This is a genomic window from Roseateles sp. GW821-FHT09H11, from assembly GCF_059415845.1.
In genome coordinates this window covers 250474-269771 of sequence record NZ_JBWKOA010000003.1, presented here as the reverse complement: position 1 = coordinate 269771, position 19298 = coordinate 250474, and the positions used below count along the sequence as shown (strand labels likewise).

The 19298-nt window shown below is 67.2% G+C and carries 23 protein-coding genes; 14 read left to right on the top strand and 9 right to left on the bottom strand.

Translation table 11 applies throughout. From position 1 onward, the window contains the following. The first annotated feature begins 210 nt into the window (after window positions 1-210). From AC07PR_RS12010 to AC07PR_RS11975, 8 genes are all read left to right on the top strand, one after another. A complete protein-coding gene (locus AC07PR_RS12010; RefSeq protein WP_377161218.1) occupies window positions 211-1899 on the top strand; it encodes a nitrite/sulfite reductase in 1689 nt (562 codons plus the stop codon). A 26-nt stretch (window positions 1900-1925) separates the two neighbouring features. Then, window positions 1926-2426 (top strand): DUF934 domain-containing protein, encoded by a 501-nt coding sequence (locus tag AC07PR_RS12005; RefSeq protein WP_495135446.1) that lies wholly within the window; start codon window positions 1926-1928, stop codon window positions 2424-2426. Window positions 2427-2428: 2 nt separating this feature from the next. After that, a complete protein-coding gene (locus tag AC07PR_RS12000) occupies window positions 2429-3328 on the top strand; it encodes a phosphoadenylyl-sulfate reductase (protein WP_495135445.1) in 900 nt (299 codons plus the stop codon). Then, window positions 3325-4284, top strand: coding sequence for a sulfate adenylyltransferase subunit CysD (gene cysD, locus AC07PR_RS11995; RefSeq protein WP_495135444.1), 960 nt, complete (start codon window positions 3325-3327; stop codon window positions 4282-4284). Before AC07PR_RS12000 ends, cysD begins: the two co-directional genes overlap by 4 nt. An 84-nt stretch (window positions 4285-4368) precedes the next feature. Then, on the top strand, window positions 4369-5661 hold the full coding sequence (locus AC07PR_RS11990; RefSeq protein WP_495135443.1) for a sulfate adenylyltransferase subunit 1: 1293 nt from the start codon (window positions 4369-4371) through the stop codon (window positions 5659-5661). 37 nt (window positions 5662-5698) lie between these two features. Continuing rightward, window positions 5699-6493 carry a uroporphyrinogen-III C-methyltransferase gene (gene cobA / locus AC07PR_RS11985; RefSeq protein WP_495135442.1) on the top strand — a complete coding sequence of 265 codons (795 nt, stop codon included), beginning with the start codon at window positions 5699-5701 and terminating at the stop codon, window positions 6491-6493. A 96-nt stretch (window positions 6494-6589) separates the two neighbouring features. After that, window positions 6590-6913, top strand: coding sequence for a ferredoxin FdxA (gene fdxA, locus AC07PR_RS11980; protein ID WP_297529664.1), 324 nt, complete (start codon window positions 6590-6592; stop codon window positions 6911-6913). 66 nt (window positions 6914-6979) lie between these two features. Further along, the gene (locus AC07PR_RS11975) at window positions 6980-8071 is read left to right on the top strand and encodes an NAD(P)/FAD-dependent oxidoreductase (RefSeq protein WP_377161206.1); all 1092 of its coding nucleotides are present in this window, start codon (window positions 6980-6982) and stop codon (window positions 8069-8071) included. Between the two features lie 152 nt (window positions 8072-8223). On the opposite strand, the gene AC07PR_RS11970 is transcribed toward AC07PR_RS11975, so the two are convergent. From AC07PR_RS11970 to AC07PR_RS11955, 4 genes are all read right to left on the bottom strand, one after another. Beyond that, window positions 8224-9963: a flotillin family protein gene (locus AC07PR_RS11970; protein ID WP_495135441.1), complete on the bottom strand. Its 1740-nt coding sequence runs from the start codon at window positions 9961-9963 to the stop codon at window positions 8224-8226. Window positions 9964-10067: 104 nt separating this feature from the next. Further along, complete coding sequence (locus AC07PR_RS11965) at window positions 10068-10694, bottom strand: YqiJ family protein (protein WP_377161202.1); 627 nt, start codon at window positions 10692-10694, stop codon at window positions 10068-10070. Then, window positions 10691-11371, bottom strand: coding sequence for a PspA/IM30 family protein (locus AC07PR_RS11960; RefSeq protein ID WP_495135440.1), 681 nt, complete (start codon window positions 11369-11371; stop codon window positions 10691-10693). The genes AC07PR_RS11965 and AC07PR_RS11960 overlap by 4 nt, the downstream gene beginning before the upstream one ends. Window position 11372: 1 nt before the next feature. Then, window positions 11373-11864: a hypothetical protein gene (locus tag AC07PR_RS11955; protein WP_377161198.1), complete on the bottom strand. Its 492-nt coding sequence runs from the start codon at window positions 11862-11864 to the stop codon at window positions 11373-11375. A gap of 239 nt (window positions 11865-12103) precedes the next feature. Between AC07PR_RS11955 and AC07PR_RS11950 the strand changes: the two genes are divergently transcribed. The 3 genes from AC07PR_RS11950 to AC07PR_RS11940 all read left to right on the top strand — a co-directional run bounded on the left by AC07PR_RS11950 (window position 12104) and on the right by AC07PR_RS11940 (window position 13224). Next, entirely contained in the window at window positions 12104-12316 is a 213-nt protein-coding gene (locus AC07PR_RS11950) for a DUF4160 domain-containing protein (RefSeq protein WP_495135439.1), read from the top strand. After that, on the top strand, window positions 12313-12786 hold the full coding sequence (locus tag AC07PR_RS11945; RefSeq protein WP_495135438.1) for a DUF2442 domain-containing protein: 474 nt from the start codon (window positions 12313-12315) through the stop codon (window positions 12784-12786). The genes AC07PR_RS11950 and AC07PR_RS11945 overlap by 4 nt, the downstream gene beginning before the upstream one ends. A gap of 102 nt (window positions 12787-12888) precedes the next feature. After that, window positions 12889-13224, top strand: coding sequence for a hypothetical protein (locus tag AC07PR_RS11940; RefSeq protein WP_495135437.1), 336 nt, complete (start codon window positions 12889-12891; stop codon window positions 13222-13224). Between the two features lie 174 nt (window positions 13225-13398). Here the strand turns inward: AC07PR_RS11940 and AC07PR_RS11935 are convergent, their stop codons facing one another. Next, entirely contained in the window at window positions 13399-13650 is a 252-nt protein-coding gene (locus AC07PR_RS11935) for a hypothetical protein (RefSeq protein ID WP_495135436.1), read from the bottom strand. A gap of 206 nt (window positions 13651-13856) precedes the next feature. Next, window positions 13857-14186: a DUF4148 domain-containing protein gene (locus tag AC07PR_RS11930; RefSeq protein WP_495135435.1), complete on the bottom strand. Its 330-nt coding sequence runs from the start codon at window positions 14184-14186 to the stop codon at window positions 13857-13859. A 256-nt stretch (window positions 14187-14442) separates the two neighbouring features. On the opposite strand from AC07PR_RS11930, the gene AC07PR_RS11925 reads away from it, so the two are divergent. Next, on the top strand, window positions 14443-14775 hold the full coding sequence (locus AC07PR_RS11925; RefSeq protein ID WP_495135434.1) for a DUF3658 domain-containing protein: 333 nt from the start codon (window positions 14443-14445) through the stop codon (window positions 14773-14775). A 5-nt stretch (window positions 14776-14780) separates the two neighbouring features. After that, window positions 14781-15182 (top strand): HEAT repeat domain-containing protein, encoded by a 402-nt coding sequence (locus tag AC07PR_RS11920; RefSeq protein ID WP_495135433.1) that lies wholly within the window; start codon window positions 14781-14783, stop codon window positions 15180-15182. A gap of 103 nt (window positions 15183-15285) precedes the next feature. Here the strand turns inward: AC07PR_RS11920 and AC07PR_RS11915 are convergent, their stop codons facing one another. The 3 genes from AC07PR_RS11915 to AC07PR_RS11905 form a co-directional block, all read right to left on the bottom strand. Then, the gene (locus AC07PR_RS11915) at window positions 15286-15537 is read right to left on the bottom strand and encodes a hypothetical protein (RefSeq protein WP_495135432.1); all 252 of its coding nucleotides are present in this window, start codon (window positions 15535-15537) and stop codon (window positions 15286-15288) included. Window positions 15538-15743: 206 nt separating this feature from the next. Beyond that, window positions 15744-16073 (bottom strand): DUF4148 domain-containing protein, encoded by a 330-nt coding sequence (locus tag AC07PR_RS11910; protein ID WP_495135431.1) that lies wholly within the window; start codon window positions 16071-16073, stop codon window positions 15744-15746. 251 nt (window positions 16074-16324) lie between these two features. Then, window positions 16325-16576, bottom strand: a complete 252-nt coding sequence (locus AC07PR_RS11905; protein WP_331615332.1) for a hypothetical protein — start codon at window positions 16574-16576, stop codon at window positions 16325-16327. A 449-nt stretch (window positions 16577-17025) separates the two neighbouring features. Here AC07PR_RS11905 and AC07PR_RS11900 point away from each other — a divergent pair, with 449 nt between their 5' ends. Continuing rightward, entirely contained in the window at window positions 17026-19269 is a 2244-nt protein-coding gene (locus AC07PR_RS11900) for a TonB-dependent siderophore receptor (RefSeq protein WP_495135430.1), read from the top strand. Window positions 19270-19298: the final 29 nt, after the last annotated feature.

The following is a 19298-nucleotide window of genomic DNA, read 5'->3' as shown; positions in this document are numbered from 1 at the left end:
CCCGCCTCTGCGGGAGGAAATCAAGCCGAGTCCTGCCCTTTGCAGGATTCTTCATATGCTTATCTGGCCATAAGCAATCTACGAATTTGTAGTTCTCATATATATAAAGCGTTCATAGAGTGCAGACTCCCGGCCAGCCCTGGGCCAGCCGCGGTGTCAGTCGACGCGGCGGGGACCCCTGTGAAACCCGGCCGGGCCCTAGCTGACGCCATGTACGCCTATACCGATTTCGACCGCCAGTTCGTCCACGCCCGCGCGGCCCAGTTCCGCGACCAGCTCGAACGCCATCTGGCGGGTCAGCTTCCCGACGACGACTTCCGCGCGCTGCGCCTGCAGAACGGCTGGTACATCCAGCGCCATGCGCCGATGCTGCGCATCGCCGTGCCGTACGGGGTGCTGGACAGCCGCCAGTTGCGCCAGCTCGCGCGCATCGCCCGTGAGCATGACCGCGGCTACGGCCACTTCACCACGCGCCAGAACCTGCAGTTCAACTGGATCCCGCTGCCGCAGTCGGCCGATGTGATGGACCTGCTGGCCGATGTCGACATGCACGGCATCCAGACCAGCGGCAACTGCATCCGCAACATCACCAGCGACGTCACCGCCGGCGTGGCCGCGGACGAGCTGATCGATCCGCGCCCCTATGCCGAGGTGCTGCGCCAGTGGTCGACGCTGCATCCGGAATTCGCTTTCCTGCCGCGCAAGTTCAAGATCGCGATCTCCGGCGCGAAGGAAGACCGCGCCGCGATCGCATGGCACGACATCGGCCTGCAACTGCGCAAGAACGACGCCGGCGAGATCGGCTTCCAGGTCTTCGTCGGCGGCGGCATGGGCCGCACGCCGATCATCGGCCAGGAGATCAGCCCCTTCGTGCCGTGGCAGCACATCCTGCTGTACCTCGAGGCGATCGTGCGCACCTACAACCGCTTCGGCCGCCGCGACAACATGTACAAGGCGCGCATCAAGATCCTGGTGAAGGCCGAGGGCCAGGCCTACTTCGACGCGGTCAACGCCGAGTACCAGGCCATCCTGAGCGACGACACCGGCAGCCACGAACAGATCATCCCCGAGGCCGAACTGGCGCGCGTCGCCGCCAGCTTCGTCGAGCCGCAGGGCGTGACCCCGGTGCCGGGCGTCGACATCTTCGACGGCGCCTCGCCGGCCTACCGCCGCTGGCTGGAGCGCAACGTCCACGCGCACCGCGTCAGCGGCTACCGGTCGGTCACGCTGTCGCTCAAGCGCGTCGGCCTGCCGCCGGGCGACATCACCGACGCGCAGATGGACGCGGCCGCCGCGCTGTCCGACGCGTACAGCCACGGCGAGCTGCGCGTCTCTCACGACCAGAACCTGCTGCTGCCCTGGGTGCGCGAGAGCGACCTGCCCGCGCTCTTCGAGGCCGCCAAGGAACACGGTTTCGCCACGCCCAACATCGGCCTGCTGACCGACATGATCGTCTGCCCCGGCGGCGACTTCTGCGCGCTGGCCAACGCGCGCTCGATCCCGGTCGCGGCGGAGATCACCGACCGCTTCCAGGACCTGGACGAGCTCTGGGACATCGGCGACATCGACCTGCACATCAGCGGCTGCATCAACAGCTGCGGTCACCACCACAGCGGGCACATCGGCGTGCTCGGCGTCGACAAGGACGGCAGCGAGTGGTACCAGATCACGCTGGGGGGCTCGGACGGCTCGACGCTGTCGGGCACCGCGGTGCCGGGCAAGGTGATCGGTCCGTCCTTCGCCGCCGATGAGGCGGCCGACGCGGTCGAAGCCGTGATCGCCACCTACCGCCGCGAGCGCGAGGCCGGCGAACGCTTCCTCCAGACGGTCCGCCGCATCGGCCTGGACGCCTTCAAGCAGGCGACCAACGAGATCCGCCGCACCACCGCCAAGCACTGACCCCGAACACGGACCGCCGCCGCATCATGAAGTTCGTCTCCAAGGCCCAAGACCCCTGGCACACCTGCGCGGGCGAGGACGGCCCGCAGCCGCACCCCGCCGCCGCCGACCACAAGCTGCTGACGCTGGAGCAGTGGCACGCCGTGCGCGACACCTGGCCGGAAGGCCTGGCCACCGGCGTGATCCTGCCCAACGACATCGACGTGCTCGACCTGAAGACCGACCTGCCGCGCCTCGCGCTGGTCGTGCTGCAGTTCCCGAAGTGGGTCGACGGCCGCGCCTACAGCCAGGCGCATGTGCTGCGCTCGCGGCTGCGTTACGCCGGCGAGGTGCGCGCGACCGGCGAAGTCCTCGTCGACATGCTGCCGCTGCTGCAGCGCTGCGGCGTCGATGCGGTCCAGCTGCGCGGCGATCAGAACCAGGAAGCGGCCGAGCGCGCGCTCGGCTTCTTCCCCGGCCACTACCAGGCGGACGTCAACGAGACGCGCCCGCTGTTCGCCCGCCAGGGGCACAAGGCCGAGGCCTGAGCATGAGCGGCGAGCTGTCTTCGCTGGACTTCGCGCCGATCGGCGGCGCCTCCGGTACCCCGTCGAGCGGCGTGTCCGCGCTGCCCGGCGCCGCCGATGCGGGCGTCGGCTCGGCCATCGGCCTCTATGCCCGCAAGACCGCCGGCTTCGACGAACGCGTCGCGCGCACGGTCGAGGTCCTGAAGCAGGCCGCGGCGGACTTCGGTCCGGGCGCGCTGCAGTCGACCTCGCTGGGCGTCGAGGACATGGTCATCACCGATCTGATCGCGCGCCACGGCCTGCCCATCGCGCTGGCGACGCTGGACACCGGCAAGCTGCACGAGCAGACGCTGGCGCTGATCCCGCGCATCCATGAACGCTACGGCATCGCGGTGGAAGTCTTCGCGCCGGTGAACGAGCAGGTCGTCCACTTCGTCCGCGCCAACGGCGAGGAACCGATGTACCGCAGCGTCGACCTCCGCAAGGCTTGCTGCGGCGTGCGCAAGCTGGAGCCGCTGTCGCGCATGCTGGCCGGCCGCAGCGCGTGGATCACCGGCCTGCGCCGCGAGCAGAGCGCCAACCGCGCCGAGGTCCCGTTCCGCGAAACCGAAACGACTGGCGACGGCCAGGTCCGCACCAAGATCAATCCGCTGGCCGAGTGGACCTGGGCCGACGTCTGGTACTACGTGCAGCAGCACGTGGTCCCCTACAACCCGCTGCATGACCAGTTCATGCCCAGCATCGGCTGCGCGCCCTGCACCCGCGCGATCGCCGTCGGCGAGGACTTCCGCGCCGGCCGCTGGTGGTGGGAGGACTCCGCCAAGGAATGCGGCCTGCACACCACGCACGCCGAGCCTGACACCGCATCTGAACCCGAAGCGTCCCCCCCGACGTTGAACGCGACCTCCGGAGCCCCGGCATGAACGCCCCCGTGAACCTCGAACAACTGCTGCCGCTGGCGGACCACCGCCATCTGGACCACCTCGAAGAAGAGGCCATCTTCATCCTGCGCGAGGTGGCCGCCGCCTTCGAGCGCCCCGCCCTGCTGTTCTCGGGCGGCAAGGATTCGTGCGTCGTGCTGCGACTGGCCGAGAAGGCCTTCAAGCGCCGCATCGCCGGCAACGAGTTCGCCGGCAAGCTGCCCTTCCCGCTGGTCCATGTGGACACCGGCCACAACTTCCCGGAAGTGATCGAGTTCCGCGACCGCCGCGTCGAGGAAATGGGCGAGCGCCTGGTCGTCGGCCACCTGGAAGATTCCATCAAGAAGGGCACGATCCGCCTGGCGCATCCGCTGGAATCGCGCAACGGCCACCAGACGGTGACGCTGCTGGAGACGATCGAGGAACACCGCTTCGACGTGCTGATCGGCGGCGCCCGCCGCGACGAGGAGAAGGCGCGCGCCAAGGAGCGCATCTTCAGCCACCGCGACAGTTTCGGCCAATGGCAGCCGAAGGAGCAGCGGCCCGAGCTGTGGAACCTCTTCAACACCCGCATCCGTCCGGGCGAGCACTTCCGCGCCTTCCCGATCAGCAACTGGACCGAGCTGGATGTGTGGCTCTACATCGCCCGCGAGAACATCCCGCTGCCGTCGCTGTACTTCGCGCACGACCGCCAGGTGATCCGTCGCAAGGGCCTGCTGGTGCCGCTGACCGACGTGACCCCGCCCGAAGCCGGCGAGACCGTCGAGACGGCGCAGGTGCGTTTCCGCACCGTCGGCGACATGACCTGCACCTGCCCGGTCGAGAGCCCCGCCGCCAATGCCGCCGACATCGTCGCCGAGACGCTGTCGGTCACCGTGTCCGAGCGTGGTGCCACGCGCATGGACGACCGCACCTCGGATGCGTCGATGGAACGTCGCAAGAAGGAGGGCTACTTCTGAAATGACGCAGCCCCCACGTTCACTTCGTTCACTGCCCCCCGAGGGGGCGCGGGCCTCCTTTGGGGCGGCCCGGCAGGAGTCCCGATGACCGTCCTTCACAAGATTCAGCAATCCGACGTCGACACGACGCACCGCGCGCTGCGCTTCCTCACCGCCGGCAGCGTCGACGACGGCAAGAGCACGCTGATCGGGCGCCTGCTCTTCGACAGCCGCGCGATCCTCGCCGACCAGCTCGACACGCTGGCCAAGCGCGCCGCCGGCCAGCCGATCGATCTGAGCCTGCTGACCGACGGCCTCGAGGCCGAGCGCGAACAGGGCATCACGATCGACGTGGCCTACCGCTACTTCGCGACCAAGCAGCGCAAGTTCATCATTGCCGACGCGCCGGGCCATGAGCAGTACACGCGCAACATGGTCACCGCCGCCGCGGGCAGCGATGCCGCCGTGGTGCTGGTCGACGTGACCAAGCTGGACCTGTCGGTCGACGACGTCCCGCTCCTGCCGCAGACGCGCCGCCACAGCCTGCTCGCGCACCTGCTGCGCGTGCCGGGCATCGTCTTCGCGATCAACAAGATCGACGCCGCCGCGAATCCGGGCGACGCGTTCCGCAAGGTCTCGGCCGCGCTGGAGAAATTCGCGTCGGCCGCCGGCATCCGCGTGACTGCGATCGTGCCGGTCTCGGCGCTGCGCGGTGACAACGTGACGCAGCCGCTCAAAGCGGACTGGTACGACGGCCCGTCGCTGCTGCAGGTGCTGGAGTCGCTGCCGACGGTGCAGGAAACGGTCGAGGCGCCGCTGGCGCTGCCGGTCCAGTACGTGGCCAAGGACGGCGACGGCACCGGCAACAACCCGCGCGTGCTGTGGGGCCGGATCGCGCAAGGCCAGGTGCAGGTCGGCGATGAAGTGCAGATCCTGCCGAGCGGCCAGACCGCCATCGTGGGCGAGCTGCGCCGCGCTGGCGAGCCGGTGGCCGCCTCGGTCGCCGGCGAATCGGCCGGCCTGCTGCTGGACCGCCAGGTCGATGTCTCGCGCGGCGACTGGATCGTCGCCCCGGGCGCGGCCACGCCCCGGCGCACCTTCGAAGCCACCTTGGCCTGGCTCGACACCGAGCCCGCCGTCCTCGGCCGCAAGTACTGGGTGCGCCACGGCAACCGCTGGGTCCAGGCCCGCATCGCCGCCATCGACCACCGGCTCGACATCCAGACGCTGGCCGAGACCGAGGCGCATGAGCTGTCGGTCAACGAGATCGGCCACGTCACCATCGAGCTGCAGGCCGAGCTGCCGCTGCAGCCGTACGCGGACAACCGCGTCGGCGGCGCGCTGATCGTCGTGGATCCCACCAGCAACCGCACCAGCGGCGCGCTGCTGGTCCGCTGACCTCGTCCACCCCGAACGACCGCCAGGAGCCACCGCCATGGGACGTGTCCTCTTCGTCAGCGCCGGCCCCGGCGCCGCCGACCTGATCACGCTGCGCGGCGCGAGGGCGCTCGCGCTGGCGGACGTCGTGCTCTTCGACGCGCTCACCGACCCCGCGCTGCGCGACCTCGCGCCGCAGGCGAAGTGGCTCGACGTCGGCAAGCGCGGCTTCTGCCATTCCACCAAGCAGACGGCGATCAATGCCGCGCTGGTCCGCGAGGCCAAGGCGCATGACACCGTCGTCCGCCTGAAGGGCGGCGATGCCAGCGTCTTCGGTCGCCTCGAGGAGGAACTGCTGGCGCTGGCCGAAGCGGACATTCCGTACGAGATCGTCCCTGGCGTCACGGCCGCGATCGCGGCCGCGGCGCAGACCGGGCGCCCGCTCACGCGGCGCGGCGCGGGCCGCAGCGTCGCGCTGACGACCGCGATGACGCGCGAGGGCGAGCTCCAGGCCGGCAGGTCCGCCGACACCGAAGTCTTCTACATGGCCGGACAGCAGTTGGCCGCCCTCTCCCGCCGGCTGCTCGCCGCGGGCTGGGAGGCCGCGACGCCGGTGAGCGTCGTGTCGCGGGCGGGCTGCGCCGATGCGCTGTCCAGCGAGCACGAGGTGGCGTCGCTGGGCGCGGCGTCGATGCTGCACAAGGGGCGGCCGACGGTGGTGATCGTCGGGGCGGGCGCGGCCCCGCTGGCCGGGGCGCCGCGTGCCGATCTGGGCGATTACGCGACGCCGTCCTCACGCCAAGACCTTGAGCCGCGCGGGCCGGAATCCCTGGTCCAAACACCGAACGTTTAAAATCTCCCGTTTTCCGTCAGCGCGACCTCGCCGATAGCCAGGGGATCGCTGATTTTCGAGGGCCCCTCCGCCGGCCCCGCCACTAGAAGAGCCGCCATGACCCACGTCGTCACCGAAGCCTGCATTCGCTGCAAATACACCGATTGCGTCGATGTCTGTCCCGTCGACTGCTTCCGCGAAGGTCCGAACTTCCTGACCATCGACCCCGATGAATGCATCGACTGCGCGGTCTGCATCCCGGAGTGCCCGGTGAACGCGATCGTGCCGGAGGAAGACGTGCCCGGCGACCAGCAGATCATGATCAAGCTGAACGCCGACCTGGCGAAGAAGTGGCCCAGCATCACCAAGCGCAAGGCCCCGCTCCCGGACGCCGAGGAGTGGAAGGACAAGACGGGCAAGATCGATCAGCTGGTCCGCTGACCGATCCCCTCATCCCGCGGCGTCGGACCCTGCCGGCGGCCGCCCCACACAAGAATGGAAACGCAAGTGACTGAAGCGACCTCCGCCCCGCACGCGGGCGTGATCGAGACCGATGCCGTCATCGTCGGCGCGGGCCCGGTGGGCCTGTTCCAGGTGTTCGAACTGGGCCTGCTCGAGATCAAGGCCCACATCATCGATTCGCTGGCCTATCCCGGCGGCCAATGCATCGAGCTGTACCCGGACAAGCCGATCTACGACATCCCGGCGCTGCCGGTGGTGACGGGCAAGGAGCTGACCGACAACCTGATGAAGCAGATCGAGCCGTTCGGCGCGACCTTCCATCTGGGCCAGGAGGTCACGACGGTCGAGAAGCAGGACGACGGGCGTTTCTTCGTCGCGACCAGCAAGGGCACGCAGTTCCTGACCAAGACCATCTTCATCGCGGGCGGCGTGGGCTCGTTCCAGCCCCGCACGCTGAAGATCGAGGGCATCGACAAGTTCGAGGGCTCGCAGGTCCATTACCGCGTGCGCAACCCGTCGCAGTTCGCGGGCAAGAACCTGGTGATCATCGGCGGCGGCGACTCGGCGCTGGACTGGGCGCTGAACTTCTGCGCGGCCAATGACGATGGCAATCCGCACAAGGCGGAGAGCGTGATCCTGGTGCACCGTCGCGACGGCTTCCGGGCCGCGCCGGCCTCGGTGGCCAAGATGAAAGAGCTGTGCGACGCCTACGAGATGCAGTTCATCGTCGGCCAGGTCAGCGACCTGGACGAGGGCGAGGATTCGTTGAAGGGCCTGAAGGTCACGGGCGCGGACGGCGTGACGCGCATCGTGCCGGCGGATCAGGTGCTGGTGTTCTTCGGCCTGTCGCCGAAGCTGGGCCCGATCGCCGAATGGGGTCTGGCGCTGGAGAAGAAGCAGATCCAGGTCGACACCGAGAAGTTCCAGACCAGCGTGCCGGGCATCTTCGCGGTGGGTGACATCAACACCTACCCGGGCAAGAAGAAGCTGATCCTGTCGGGCTTCCACGAGGCCGCGCTGGCCGCGTTCGGCGCGATGCCGATCATCAACCCGGACAAGCGCGTGCACCTGCAGTACACGACCACCAGCCCGAAGCTGCACAAGGTGCTGGGCGTCGAGACGCCGAATTTCGACTGAGTCCCACCTCGCAGGACCGCAGGTCCCCGACAGAAAGAAAGCCCGCCTGGCGATGCCTGCGGGCTTTTTCCTTTGTTGTTGCTTGACAGCGCACGGTCGATCCAGCGCGCGATCGAGTGAGCGGGCGCGCCGTGAAGGCACGCCGCTCTCGATCAGGCCTGCGGACCTTCAATCGCCGGCTTCGCGGCGTGCGGCAACGCGCCACTGCCCTGCGAGAGCATGCCGGCCAGCGACTGCGCAACGCCGGTGATGCCTTCGTTGGACAGCCCCGCGTCCTTCATCACCGCGTCGACGATGGGCTTGGCGATCTGGTACTGCAGCGCCGAGTTCATGACCTGTTCGGGGAAGGTCGCGCCGCCGGCCGCGCCATGGGCGCCCTGGCCGTTTGCCGCGCCTATGCCGTCGCCGCCCGCACCCGGCATGCCGTTGACCTGGAAGATGCGGATCGAGTCGATCTTCTCCATCGGACGCACGGCCTGCTCCAGGATGTTGGGCAGCTGCTGCAGCAGCATCGTGCGGACCTGCAGGTCGATCTGAGCGGCAGACAAGGTGTTCAGCGCTTCGTTGATCGCGCGGCGACCTTCGGCCTCCGCCAGCGCCGCGGCCTGCTTGGCCGTGGCTTCGATGGTCAGCGCCTCGGCGCGGTCCAACGCGGCCTCCTTCTCGGCGGAGGCCGACACGCGGACCGCGATGGCCAGTTGTTCGGCTTCCTTCGAGGCCTCGATCAGCTGGATGCTCTTTTCCCGCTCCGCCACCGCGACCTGACGCGCCGTGTTCACGAGTTCCTCTGCTTTCACGGCCTCGGAGCGCGCCAGGTTGGCGGCCGCGTCCGCGTCGGACTGCTCGCGCGACTTCGTCGCGATCGCGATCTGCGTGTCCTGACGCGCCATCTCGACCTGCTTGCGCTGCTCGGCGCGCTGCATCTCGGTCTTGCGCTCCAATTCGATCTCGCGGGTCTGGAGGACCAGATTCTTTTCGATCTCCGCCGACTTGATCTCGCGATCGGCTTCGATGCGCTTCTGGCTCACCTGACGTTCGGCCTCGATCTTGGCGGCTTCGGCCTGGCGGCCGCGCTCGGCCTGCTGCGACGCGATCAACGCGACCTGCTCGGCGCGGGTGATCTCGATCTCACGCTGCTGCGCCAGGCTCGCGAACTCTTGATCCTTGTCGATCGTCAGCTTCTGGCGCGTGGCGTCCAGGTTCTTGGTCCGGACCTGCACCTCGGTGTCCTGCTCGACGTCGTTGCGCTGCTTGCGGCGCGCCTCGGTCTGCTCGGTCAACCGCGTCAGGCCCTCCGCATCGAAGGCGTTGTTCGGGTTGAAGAACTGCTTGTCCGTCTGGTCCAGGCTGGTCAACGAGACCGACTCCAGTTCCAGGCCGTTCTTCTCCAGGTCTTCGGCGACGGCGTTCTGCACGGCCTGCACGAAGTCGCGGCGCTTGTCCTGCAGCTCCTGGATCGACATCGTCGCGGCGGTCGCGCGCAGCGAGTCGACGAACTTGTCTTCGACCAGCGCCTTGAGCTCGTTCGGGCTCAGCGTGCGGGCACCCAGCGTCTGGGCGGCGATGCTCACGGCTTCCTCCGTCTGCTTCACCCGGACGAAGAACGCGGCGGTCACGTCGACGCGCATGCGGTCACGGGTGATCAAGCTCTCGCGCTCGCGACGCACGACCTCGAGCTTGAGCGTGTTCATGTTGACCAGCACGCGCTCGTGGAAGACCGGCAGCACGATGGCGCCGCCGTCCATGATCACTTTCTGGCCGCCGAGACCGGTACGGACGAAGGCGGTTTCCTTCGTCGAGCGCTTGTAGAGGCGCGCGAAGATGATGCCGATCGTGAGCAGCGCCAGCAGGGCGATGCCGGAGATGACCAGCAGCTCGATCAGGTTGTCCATGGACTGTTTGCTCCCTCGATGAAACTTTGAATTCGGGTGGGCCGGTGGATCCGGCGCTCTGGAACGGAGGAACGTGCCGGGCGTTCGTTGCGGCGGGCGACGGTCTACATCAGCGTCGGATGCGGGTTGTGGATGCAGCGGTAGAAGGCGCCGACCTTGCTGACGATGAGCACCTGCACGCCTTCCTCGAAGACCTCGTCGTCGACATCGGGCTCGACCATCAGGTAGTGCGAACGACCGTGCACGTCCTTGACCCTGGCCTGCGCGGCAAGGCCGCGGCGGGCGGCGCCGGCAACGACGACACCGACCCGGCCGACGAGGCTCTGCTCGCTGATGGCGCTGGTCTCGTCCTGCGGAATGATGTGCGCGATCAGCGCGCCCAGGCCGCGGACGGTGGCCAGTCCGGCGGGCACGGCGGCGATGCCGGCGGCGGCGGCCGGCAGGTAGCCGCCGAAGAGCCCGTTCATCACGACCTGCAGGCTGTAGCCGAAGACCGTGTAGCCGGTCAGGAAAAGCAGCAGCAGCACGAGCGCCGGCACCTTGCCCAGATGCAGCCAGCCGAGCACGCGGTCGAGTGCGCTGTCGCCATGGATGTCGGGCAGCCAGTCGTCGATCAGGTTGCTCGGGCTGAACGAGATCAGCATGCCCGCGCCCTCGACGAGCGCGACACCGACGATCAGCGCGAACCCGATGCCGAACGGCAGGTTCTGCGGCGCGGTGAACAGGCTCATGACTTCGTGGCCTTCAGTTGCGCCATGCGCTCGGCGATCTTGTTGTCGCGGACGAGGTCGTCCAGCTCCTTGAGCTGGGCGGCCTGCTGCAGGCTGTTCTGGCGCGCGGTGCCGGCCAGGCCCGTCTGGCGTTCGTAGACGCGGTCGAAGGCGTCGGTGACCTTGCCGATGCGGTGGGCGGCACCGGCGGCGGCGCCGACGCCCGCAGGAGCCGTCACGGTGGCGGCAGCGGCAGCGCGGCTCCTGCGGAATTCGGCGAGCGCGTCCTGCATCTCGCGCTTCTTCGCAAGCAAGGCGGCGACGAAGCCGGTCAGCTCGTTTTCCTGGCGGGCGTGCTCGGCGAGCGTGGTCTCCAGCACGGGCAGTTGCGCCTCGATGTCGAGCTGACGAGCGACCGCGGCGCGGGCGAGGTCTTCGCGGCCGGCGGTCATCGCCTCGTCGATCTGCGACGACAGCGACGCGTGCAGCTGGTTGAGGTTGGCGTGCTGGCGCTGGGACAGATGCCGGTTGGCGGAAACGGTGCCCAGCTCGTGACGCACGTCGTCGATCACGGCATCGGCCTCGCGGATCGACTGCTCCATCGTGGCCTCGGGAGCCTGGTCCTCGATGCGATCAAGGAGGGCATGGACGCCGCCGGCGATCACGCGGCCGACGCGGGTCTTCAGGGAGTCGGTCATCTCAGTTGCCTTTCGGGAGCGGAGCGGATTGCAGGGGATGGGCGAGTTCGAGCGTGTTGCCCAGGTGACGGCGCACGACCTGCGGGTCGTAGGCGGAGGCGGTGAGCGGCGTACCCTGTCTGAGCAGCGTTTCACTCAGCGCGGAGGCGCGGCGCACCAGCGCTTCCTCAAACTTGCGGGCCTCGTCGGCGTCGGCGGGCGCCTGGCTGATGGCCAGCGCGAGCGCGCCCACGAAGTGGTCGAGCAGCAGGCTGACGACTTCGGAATGCTGGCCGGAATCGTTCTCGACCCGGACCAGCGACTCACGGAGCCGCGCCGTCAGGTCGCGGGTCCAGGCATGGGCGGTCACGTAGTCGAAGGCGCCGTCGTGCTGCCGCTTGAGCTGGCCGAGCAGCACGCGGAGCTTGTCGCTGTTGGTGGCCGCGCCTTCGACCTGCAGCTGCGACAGCCAGAAGTAGAGGTCGCTCGGGACGCGGGCCGACAGGGGCTCCATGGTGGGGGGCGAACTGCTCGGAGTCATGTCGAGGGCCGGAAAGCGTTGGGACGAGTCCAGTGTATTCATCTGAATTCACTCGTCAACAATCGAGTTCAGTCGCATTTTCTGGCGACCCCTCAGATTTTTCCGAAGTCCTCTTTCCGCTCCGAGAGCGGAGTGGACCGGGCGAGGTCGCGGCAGTCAATCACCCTCCCCCATTGGTGGGAGGCGCAAGCTTGTGATTGGTCAATGCAGGGGTGGAACAAGAAGGGGACGATGCCTACGCCAACGATCACCTCCCACCGCATTTCCATATCCGCGCCAACGACGGCAGCAAGGCAGTTGTGGCCATCAGGGATCTGAAAGTGATCGCGGGAAACGTGCCCCGCGCTGCCTTGTCGGAAGCGCTGGCCTGGGCAGAGACCAAGCGGCCCTTGCTAATGAAGGCATGGAAGGAACTGAATTCATGAAGACACCGCAGTTCACTCTGACCAGCGTCGCGCCGACGCCACGGGCGTCGTTGCTCCTGACTTTCGCCGACGGGGAGAAGTTCGAGGTCGATCTGGTCGACGTCATCACGAAGCTTCGCTCTCTCGAACCGTTGAAGGATCAGACTCTCTTCATGAAAGCGCGCCTGGGTGAGTTCGACGACACCGTCGTCTGGGACGAGGATGGCGCGTTGGAACTCGCGGCCGACAACCTTCGCGCGATGGGCATCGAACAGACGGGCGGCATCTCCCACGAGTTCATCGTCAGTTGGATGTACGAGAACGGGCTGGATCTGGAGACTGCGGCCATCGCCTTGGGGATGTCGTGTCGCATGGTCGCGTACTACCGCAGCGGGGCGAAGGCTGTTCCTCGGACCGTGGCATTGGCCTGCCTCGGTTGGCGGGCGATGAAGCTGGGCCAGGTCGACGATCGATTCGCGCTGGCCGCGTGAGCTCACGCGGCCAGCCTAGATCCCCGAGCCCCTCACCGGATGCCAGAGAATCCCCGCCAGACCCGCGTTATGCGGGCATTTCTTGTGAGGGAGAAAAGACCGATGCCATCCACATTCAACGGGACCGGGACGAAGTACGTCGGCGAACGCGAGCACGATCGCGGCGGCCGATACATCACGACGAAGTGGATCGTCCTCCTCGGACTGCCACTGGTGCCACTCAGCTCATGGCGCGTCTTTCCGCCCCATGATGGCGCCCCGCAGGATCACTCGCATCTGCTCAGCAGCGGCGCCAGCCTCACGGGACAATCCGTGGCCGCAGAGCCCGTGCCGCTGAACTGCCGACAGGTGTTGAACGTCTATGCGATCGTGATCCCGGTGATCGCGTTCCTGGTCTGGACGTTCTTCCGCCTGCTCCCGGGCGGCATCAAGTTTTAAGCCATCTGCTGTCGAAACACCCATTACCCCGAGCTCGGCCCACATGCCAATGGCTGGCACGCCCCCAACAGGACTGAAAGCACAACGCCCGGCACGGGCCGGGCGTTTGTGGGGAGCGTCAGGGGCTGTGTCAGCCGATGGCTTGCTCCATCGCTACAGCGCAACCGTCAGGGCTTACTGGGCCGAAGCGATCTGGACGGCGTCGGCCGACGTGTCGCGGCGGCCGGTGATGTACACGGTCGGCAGCTGTTCGCGCTTGACGGTGATGACCACCGGATCCAGCGTGACGATCGAGGCGCGCAGCTCGCGCTGACCTTCGGCGTGGGCGATGCCCAGGCCGAGCACCACGGCGGTCACGGCGCCGAAGAGGACAGCCTTGACGGTGGTTTCGGTGGCGGAAGCGATGTGGAAGCGGTCGGTGGTCATGTCGTTCTCCTGAAGGGGTTTGCTGTGTCGATGGAGTCAGTGTCGTCATCGACCCGGCTGCTTGCGAGCGTCAGGAGACGAAGCTGCGCGGCGGCGGCGTGAACTGCATCAGCGGCGGACAAACGGAAAGCGCCATCGGGCGCCTTCAGTGGGAAACGCCGCCAGGACCTGCGTCCTGACGGCGTCGATCGGGGCGGGTTCAAGACTCAGCGGGCGGACACGCCTTCGACGACGGCGCCCTTGCCTTCCTTGGCAGCGAAGCGCTGCACCAGCTCGGCGTACTTCGGCGAGGACTTCAGCGCCGCGTAGCGCGCTTCAGCCTGGGCGCGTTGGTTGGCGTTCAGGGCGAAGTCCTCGGTACGGTCCACGGCGGCCAAACCGGATTCACGATAGATCGCCAGGTCGGCCAGAACTTCGGCACGGCTCTTCTGGGTCTGCGTGATCGGGTCGAGGTGGCTGTAGCTCTGCGCGAAGGCCGGCACGGCAGCGGCGGACAGGGCGATCAGGGCGGTGGCGATCAGGGTCTTGGCGGTCATGATGGTTTCCTTTGAGAGAGCGTCGGATCGGGGTGTCTGGGGTCTTTGGCCGGCGTCGTTTGCCGATGACTGAAGGTTAGGTGCGGGCCCCGTTTGGATAAACGATCCCCGTCGCAATGGGCCGTTGTGATCGCCGCAACAATCGCCCGCGCTCAACCGCGCCGGTACGTCAGGTCGGGCCAGTGGCCGGCGAATCGCTGGTGCTGGAGCGTGGCGCCGATCAGGGCGTGTACCCTTGTCATCGATAACCTTCACCATGGCATCCGACTTGGACGACGATCAACACCCTTGGGACGCACTCTCCGACGAGGAACTGGCGTCAATGCGCGCGCTGACACCTGCCGAGGCGTCTCAGGTGGATGCGCTGTTGCTGGCCGCATCCAGCACCAGATGGCAGAAGGTCGCTCGTGTCATCGCCACGGTGATGAACGACTTCGAACGGAGGTTCCCGGATATGCCGTTTGAGTTCCTGAGTTATCGCGTGCAAGAGCTCGGAGGCCTTGGGACGCTGGAGGTCGCCGGCGCCCCCTTCAGGCCAAGATACTCGGAGATCCGGCTACATCAGCCTGCGGGTGGCGCCAGCGAGTGACGCCCGTGAAATCCATCGACACCCTGCTCCAGCAGGTTGAGAGCACGGATGCCGGCGTTCGCCATGTGGCGGCGCTCGAACTGATGGACCGCGGCGACGCGCGAGCGGTCCCCGTCCTGTGGAGGGCCATCAATCGGCCAGAGAACGTTAACCATCGCGGCACGCTGGTCCATGCGTTGTCGGCCTTCGATCAGTCGGAGCACCTGGAATCGCTCGTGTCTCTCGCCCTCACGGGGAACTTTGAAGTCTCCATGGGGGCTTTCGCCATTCTTGAGGACAACACGGCCCCCACTGGATCGCTGGAGCGCATACGCGCGCAGCTGGCGCAGCATCCCGTCGAAAGCCTGACTCAAGAGCACCACGTCGAGGCCCTTGAAGCCCTGCTGGAACTTCTCCAGACCGAGTAGACAAGCTTCCGGTAGTCAGAAAGCAAAACGCCCGGCACGGGCCGGGCGTTGGGGGAGCGTCAGCCAGGGGCTTGCTCCATCGATACAGCTCAACCGTCAGCGCTTACTGGGCGGAAGCGACCTGGATGGCATCAGCCGACATATCGCGGCGGCCAGTGATATAGACAGTCGGCAGCTGTTCGCGCTTGACGCTGATCACCACCGGATCCAGCGTGACGATCGAGGCGCGCATCTCGCGTTGCCCTTGCGCATGAGCCATCCCGAGACCCAGGGCCAGCGCCGCGATGGCACCGAAGGCGACGGCCTTGACGGTGGTGCTGGTGGCGGAAGTGATGGCGAGGCGGGTGGCGTTCATGTCGATCTCCTGAAGGGGTTGGCTGTGTCGATGGAGTCAGTGTCGTCATCGACCCGGATGCTTGCGAGCGCAAGGAGACGAAGCTGCGCGGCGGCGGCGTGAACTGCATCTGCGGCGGACAAACGGACAGCGCCATCGGACGCTCTCAATGAGAAACGCCGCCAGGACCTGCGTCCGGGCGGCGCTGCGGGGGGCTGGATCGAGGCTCAGCGGGCGGACACGCCTTCCGTGACGGCGCCCTTGCCTTCCTCGGCAGCGAAGCGCTGCACCAGTTCGGCGTACTTCGGCGAGGACTTCAGCGCCGCGTAGCGGGCTTCAGCCTGGGCGCGTTGGTTGGCGCTCAGGGCGAAGTCCTCGGTACGGTCCACGGCGGCCAGGCCGGATTCACGATAGATCTCCAGATCGGCCAGCACTTCGGCGCGGCTCTTCTGGCTCTGCGTGATCGGATCGAGGTGGCTGTAGCTCTGCGCGAAGGCCGGCAGGGCGGCGGCAGACAGGGCGATCAGAGCGGTAGCGATCAGGGTCTTGGCGGTCATGATGGTTTCCTTTGAGAGAGCGTTGGATCAGGGTGTCTGGGGTCTTGGGCCGGCTTCGTTTGCCGATGACTGAAGGTTAGGCGCGGGCCTCGTCTGGATAAACGGGCCGCGTCGGAACGGGCCGTTGTGATCGCCGCAACAATCGCCGGCACAAAGCAAGACGCCCGGCATTGCCGGGCGTCTTGCATGGGAGCGAACCGAAGGGCGTCAGTCCGTGGATCGCTCCACCGATACAGCGCGACCTGGGACGTTCACTCGGCCGAGGCGACTTGCGTGTCGACCGCGTCGGCGCTGCGACGGCCGGTGATGTAGACCGTGGGCAGCTGTTCGCGCTTCACGGTGATCACTACCGGATCCAGCGTGACGATCGACGCACGCATCTCGCGCTGCCCTTGTGCATGAGCGATCCCGAGGCCCAGAGCCAGCGCCGCGATGGCACCGAAGGCGACGGCCTTGACAGTGGTGCTGGTGGCGGAAGTGATGCTGAGGCGGGTGGCGTTCATGTCGATCTCCTGAAGGGGTTGGCTGTGTCGATGGAGTCAGTGTCGTCATCGGGGCCCCGCCTTTCGAGCGGCAGGAGACGAAGCTGCACGGCGGCGGCGTGAACTGCATGGGCGGCGGACAAACGGGAACGGCCCTCGGCGCGCGACAGGCCTGGCCGTCGATGCGGGCAGTGATGCTCGACTAGAATCACCACCACTCGCCAGCCCGTCCGGCGAGTTTCGCTAGGGGTGCTGCGCCATCGATCCGTCGACGGCGCGGCTGAGAAAGTCCCTTTGAACCTGTTCTGAAGCCACCGGCAACGGTGGACTTCGATGCCGCCCTCGGGCGGCAGAGGTAATCCTCGCGCAGGGAAGCATGCCTTCGACACGCCTCGTGTCCCGCACGCCGCCTTCTCATCGGCGTGTCCGGTTTGCCGACCTGCCATCGCATTTCTGGCTTCGGCACATCGATGGCAACTTCGTCCGCTCTGAATTCCTTCCCGCTGCATCGGCTCGCGATCGCGCTGATCGCCGGCGGCGTCTCGGTCCATGCCGTTGCGCAGTCGACGACCTCGCCCGCCGCTCCGGCCAACGCGTCGGCCAATCCAGCCACCAACGCATCGACGACCTCCCCCGCCCTGCCCAGCGTCGTCGTCAAGGGCGCATCCGAAGCGTCTGTCATGGTGGGCGGCTTCGGCGACACGCCGGTCGCGAAGCTCCCGATCCAGACGAGCATCGTCACCGCCGAGCAGCTCACCGATCGCGGCCTGTTCAGCCTCGCCGGACTCACGTTGCTCGACGCGAGCGTGGGCAACTCGTACAACTCGGCGGGCTACGTCTCGTATCTGAAGATCCGCGGCTACGACCTCGACAACCGTTTCAACTTCCGACGCGACGGCCTGCCGATCAACGCCGAGACCGCCCTGTCGCTGGCCAACAAGAGCAGCCTCGAAGTCATCAAGGGCACGACCGGCATCCAGGCCGGCACCAGTGCCCCGGGCGGCCTGGTCAACCTGGTCGTGAAGCGCCCGACGGTGGAGCTCACCAGCGTGCGCCTGGGCGTCAGCGAACGCGGCACGATCGAATCCGCGATGGACTGGAGCCGCCGCTTCGGCGACGGTCACGGCAACGACAAGGCCTTCGGCCTGCGCGTCAACATCGAGGCCGCCAAGCTGCGCCCTGAGCTGCGCGATGCCGACGGCAACCGCTGGATGATGGCCGTCGCCGGCGACTGGCGCGTCACGCGCGACACGCTGGTCGAGGCGGAAGTCGAGATCAGCCGCCAGTCCCAGCCGAGCCAGCCCGGCTTCAGCCTGCTCGGCGACAAGCTGCCCGACGCGAAGTCCATCGACCCGCGCATCAACCTGAACAACCAGTCGTGGAGCCAACCGGTGGTCTTCGAGGGCCGCACCGCTTCGCTGCGCGTGCAGCATCAGCTGAACGCGGATTGGAAGCTGCAGGCGCACGCGGCGATCCAGCGGCTGGTGAACGATGACCGCCTCGCCTATCCGTTTGGCTGCACCGCAGGCGACGGCACGTATTACCCGAGCACCTACTGCCCCGACGGCACCTTCGATCAATACGACTTCCGCAGCGACAACGAGCATCGCAACAGCGATGCACTCGACCTGTCGGCGCAAGGGAAGCTGAGCCTGCTGGGCATCGAGCACCAGGTGTCGACGGGCGTGCTGTTCTCGCGCTACAAGAGCCGGCTGCAGGGCCAGGCCTACAACTGGGCGGGCACCGGCAACATCTGGGGCACGCTGCCCACGGTGGCCGATCCGACGCTGGGTTCGACCAACACGGACCGCACCGAGCGCAGCACCGAGTTCTACTTCCGCGACGCGATGCAGTTCAGCGCGCGATGGCAGGGCTGGCTGGGTGTGCGGCACACGCGTCTGGATCGCGAGTCGTTCAAGGTGAACGTGCCCGCCGGCGAGAGCGACGAAGCGACGAGCTATCGCCAGTCGGTCACGACGCCGTGGCTCGGCGTGAGCTACGCGATCGACTCGCAGTTGCTCGCCTATGCGAGCTGGGGCGAAGGCGTCGAATCGGCGGTCGCGCCCAACCTGCCGATCTACGTGAATGCGGGCCGGCCGCTGGCGGCGATCCGCAGCAAGCAATGGGAGATCGGTCTGAAGTCGGGCAGCCGCACGGTGGACTGGTCGATCAACTACTTCGACATCAGCAAGCCGGCGACGAACGATGTGCCGGTCGTGGTGGCCGGCGAGGACAGACTCGAGAGCCGCATCGACGGCAAGCAGAACCATCGTGGCGTGGAAGCCCAGGCCGACCTGAAGTGGACGGGCGGCGGCCTGATGGTGAGCGGCATGAAGCTGCACGCGCGCCGCGACGGCAGCGCGGACGCGACGCTCAACGGCCTGAAGCCGACGAACGTGCCGGAGACGGTGCTGAAGCTGCAGGCGCGGCACAGCGCGGGCGTGCCAGGTCTTGAGCTGCTGGCGGGCGTGGTCTACGAGGGCAAGCGGATGGTGGTGCCGGACAACTCGGTGGCGATCCCGAGCTGGACGCGACTGGACCTGGGCGCGCGCTACGAGCAGAACGTCGGACGGCAACTGCTGATCTGGCGAGTGGGCGTGGACAACGTGACGGACCGTCGCGCGTGGCGCGAGTCGCCGTACCAGTACGGTCACGTCTATCTGTACCCGCTCGCCAATCGCACGTGGCGCGCATCGGTGGAGTGGGTCTTGTGAGGGTCTGATTTTTCTGTGTATACTCTTAG

Bases quoted from the DNA above. Each gene is read 5' to 3' on its own strand.
- AC07PR_RS12010 (WP_377161218.1), top strand. From the start codon at position 211: ATGTACGCCTATACCGATTTCGACCGCCAGTTCGTCCACGCCCGCGCG.
- AC07PR_RS12005 (WP_495135446.1), top strand. From the start codon at position 1,926: ATGAAGTTCGTCTCCAAGGCCCAAGACCCCTGGCACACCTGCGCGGGC.
- AC07PR_RS12000 (WP_495135445.1), top strand. From the start codon at position 2,429: ATGAGCGGCGAGCTGTCTTCGCTGGACTTCGCGCCGATCGGCGGCGCC.
- cysD (WP_495135444.1), top strand. From the start codon at position 3,325: ATGAACGCCCCCGTGAACCTCGAACAACTGCTGCCGCTGGCGGACCAC.
- AC07PR_RS11990 (WP_495135443.1), top strand. From the start codon at position 4,369: ATGACCGTCCTTCACAAGATTCAGCAATCCGACGTCGACACGACGCAC.
- cobA (WP_495135442.1), top strand. From the start codon at position 5,699: ATGGGACGTGTCCTCTTCGTCAGCGCCGGCCCCGGCGCCGCCGACCTG.
- fdxA (WP_297529664.1), top strand. From the start codon at position 6,590: ATGACCCACGTCGTCACCGAAGCCTGCATTCGCTGCAAATACACCGAT.
- AC07PR_RS11970 (WP_495135441.1), bottom strand. From the start codon at position 9,963: ATGGACAACCTGATCGAGCTGCTGGTCATCTCCGGCATCGCCCTGCTG.
- AC07PR_RS11965 (WP_377161202.1), bottom strand. From the start codon at position 10,694: ATGAGCCTGTTCACCGCGCCGCAGAACCTGCCGTTCGGCATCGGGTTC.
- AC07PR_RS11960 (WP_495135440.1), bottom strand. From the start codon at position 11,371: ATGACCGACTCCCTGAAGACCCGCGTCGGCCGCGTGATCGCCGGCGGC.
- AC07PR_RS11955 (WP_377161198.1), bottom strand. From the start codon at position 11,864: ATGGAGCCCCTGTCGGCCCGCGTCCCGAGCGACCTCTACTTCTGGCTG.
- AC07PR_RS11945 (WP_495135438.1), top strand. From the start codon at position 12,313: ATGAAGACACCGCAGTTCACTCTGACCAGCGTCGCGCCGACGCCACGG.
- AC07PR_RS11940 (WP_495135437.1), top strand. From the start codon at position 12,889: ATGCCATCCACATTCAACGGGACCGGGACGAAGTACGTCGGCGAACGC.
- AC07PR_RS11935 (WP_495135436.1), bottom strand. From the start codon at position 13,650: ATGACCACCGACCGCTTCCACATCGCTTCCGCCACCGAAACCACCGTC.
- AC07PR_RS11930 (WP_495135435.1), bottom strand. From the start codon at position 14,186: ATGACCGCCAAGACCCTGATCGCCACCGCCCTGATCGCCCTGTCCGCC.
- AC07PR_RS11925 (WP_495135434.1), top strand. From the start codon at position 14,443: ATGGCATCCGACTTGGACGACGATCAACACCCTTGGGACGCACTCTCC.
- AC07PR_RS11915 (WP_495135432.1), bottom strand. From the start codon at position 15,537: ATGAACGCCACCCGCCTCGCCATCACTTCCGCCACCAGCACCACCGTC.
- AC07PR_RS11910 (WP_495135431.1), bottom strand. From the start codon at position 16,073: ATGACCGCCAAGACCCTGATCGCTACCGCTCTGATCGCCCTGTCTGCC.
- AC07PR_RS11905 (WP_331615332.1), bottom strand. From the start codon at position 16,576: ATGAACGCCACCCGCCTCAGCATCACTTCCGCCACCAGCACCACTGTC.
- AC07PR_RS11900 (WP_495135430.1), top strand. From the start codon at position 17,026: ATGGCAACTTCGTCCGCTCTGAATTCCTTCCCGCTGCATCGGCTCGCG.